This is a genomic window from Parafannyhessea sp. (assembly GCF_051876455.1).
GTDB lineage: Bacteria > Actinomycetota > Coriobacteriia > Coriobacteriales > Atopobiaceae > Parafannyhessea.
This window is the reverse complement of record NZ_JBJEHW010000003.1, coordinates 1-1,563: the sequence shown is the minus strand read 5'-3', so window position 1 is coordinate 1,563 and position 1,563 is coordinate 1. Positions and strand designations below refer to the sequence as shown.

Genomic DNA, 1,563 nt, shown 5'->3' with positions numbered 1-1,563 from the left:
GCCCGCAAGGGAATGGCGCTCTTTCGCTCCGACAATCCTGCGCTCGTCTTGCTTGACCTGGGACTTCCCGATGGCGACGGCATGCACCTCCTCGCGCAGATGCGGCTCGTCGGCAAAACGCCGATTATCATCGTTTCCGCACGCGACCAAGAAGCGCAGAAGATCGCCGCGCTGGACGCCGGCGCCGACGACTACGTGACGAAGCCGTTCAGCACCTCGGAACTGCTCGCCCGAATCCGCGTGGCGTTGCGCCACCAAGCCGACGCCGGGAGCGCGGTACCGTCAAGATGTTTGCGCACTTTCGGCCAAGCCCCTTTAGCCCTTCGGCATGATCAGCCCTCCAGAAGCGACACGTCCAGATAGCGCCTCGACCCCCATTCGCTGTCGGCGACGTACTTGAGGCGGGCGGTGACGAGCATGAGCGCGCTCTTGCCGTCCGGGAAAGTTCCGACGACGCGGGTGCGGCGCCTTATCTCCCGGTTCAGCCGCTCGATGGCGTTGTTGGTGCGGATCCGCCGCCAGTGCTCGACCGGGAAGCGCGTGTAAGTCAGGGTCTCGGCGTAGCCCTCGCGCACCACCTTGGCGGCCTCCTTGAGGCGCATGGCCTCCAAATCCTCGGCCACTCGCAGCGCCTTCTCCTCGGAAGCCTCGAAGGACTCCTGGGCGTGGATCGCCTTGAGCTTGCCGGCCACGAGCTTCCTCTTCGACTTCGGGACCTTGGAGAACACGTTGCGGTAGAAGTGGACCGTGCAGCGCTGGTAGGCCGCGTCCGGGAAGACCTCGGCGAGCGCGCCGACCATGCCGGCAGCCTTGTCGCCGGTGAACATCCTGACGCCGCGCAGGCCGCGCGAGCGCAGCCACGAGAGGAACCCCTTCCAGCACTCGCCGGACTCCGTGAAGCCCTCGGCCGCGCCGATGACCTCGCGGTAGCCGTCGTCGTTCACGCCGATGGCGACCATCACCGACACGTTCTCGTAGGCTCCGCCCCAGGCCCGCTTGAGGTAGATGCCGTCGACGTAGACGTAGGGGTAGGCCCGCGTGAGGGGGCGGCTCCTCCACGCCTCGACGGAGGAGAACGCCTTCTCGTTGAGGTTGGATACCGTCGTCGCCGACACGCTCGCGCCCCACAGGGCCTCGCTCACGTCCTCGATGCGGCGCGTCGAGACGCCGGCGAGGTACATCTCGATCATCGCCTCCTCGACGGAAGTCTCGCGCCTTCGGTAGCGCTCGATGATGGCCGTCGTGAAGCGCATCCCCTTGAGCTTGGGCATCCTCACCGTGACCTCGCCGGACGTCGTCACGAGCTTGCGGTCGTAGTGTCCCGCGCGGTACGCCTCGCGCCCGGCGGTGCGCTCGTAGCGCTCGGCGCCGACCAGGTCGTCGGCCTCCTCCTCCAGAAGCCCGTTCAGGGTGTCCTCGACGGTCTGGCGCACGAGCTCCTTGAGATCGCTCCTGATAGCCTGCTCGTCGAATGTTACGATGGGGTCGGACATGGCTCTGCCTCCTTGCATGATCGAATCTAGGCAACTCAATCATACCGAAGGCCGGGGCCATGTCTTTCTC

At 66.1% G+C, this 1,563-nt stretch carries 2 protein-coding genes; one reads left to right on the top strand and one right to left on the bottom strand.

Annotated features, from left to right (window positions below):
* The coding region (locus tag ACI38Z_RS00180; RefSeq protein WP_439788171.1) for a response regulator transcription factor at positions 1–363 on the top strand (363 nt) is incomplete at its 5' end.
* On the opposite strand, the gene ACI38Z_RS00175 is transcribed toward ACI38Z_RS00180, so the two are convergent.
* Positions 333–1,493 carry an IS256 family transposase gene (locus ACI38Z_RS00175; protein WP_439788170.1) on the bottom strand — a complete coding sequence of 387 codons (1,161 nt, stop codon included), beginning with the start codon at positions 1,491–1,493 and terminating at the stop codon, positions 333–335. The genes ACI38Z_RS00180 and ACI38Z_RS00175 overlap by 31 nt on opposite strands.
* Positions 1,494–1,563 lie beyond the last annotated feature (70 nt).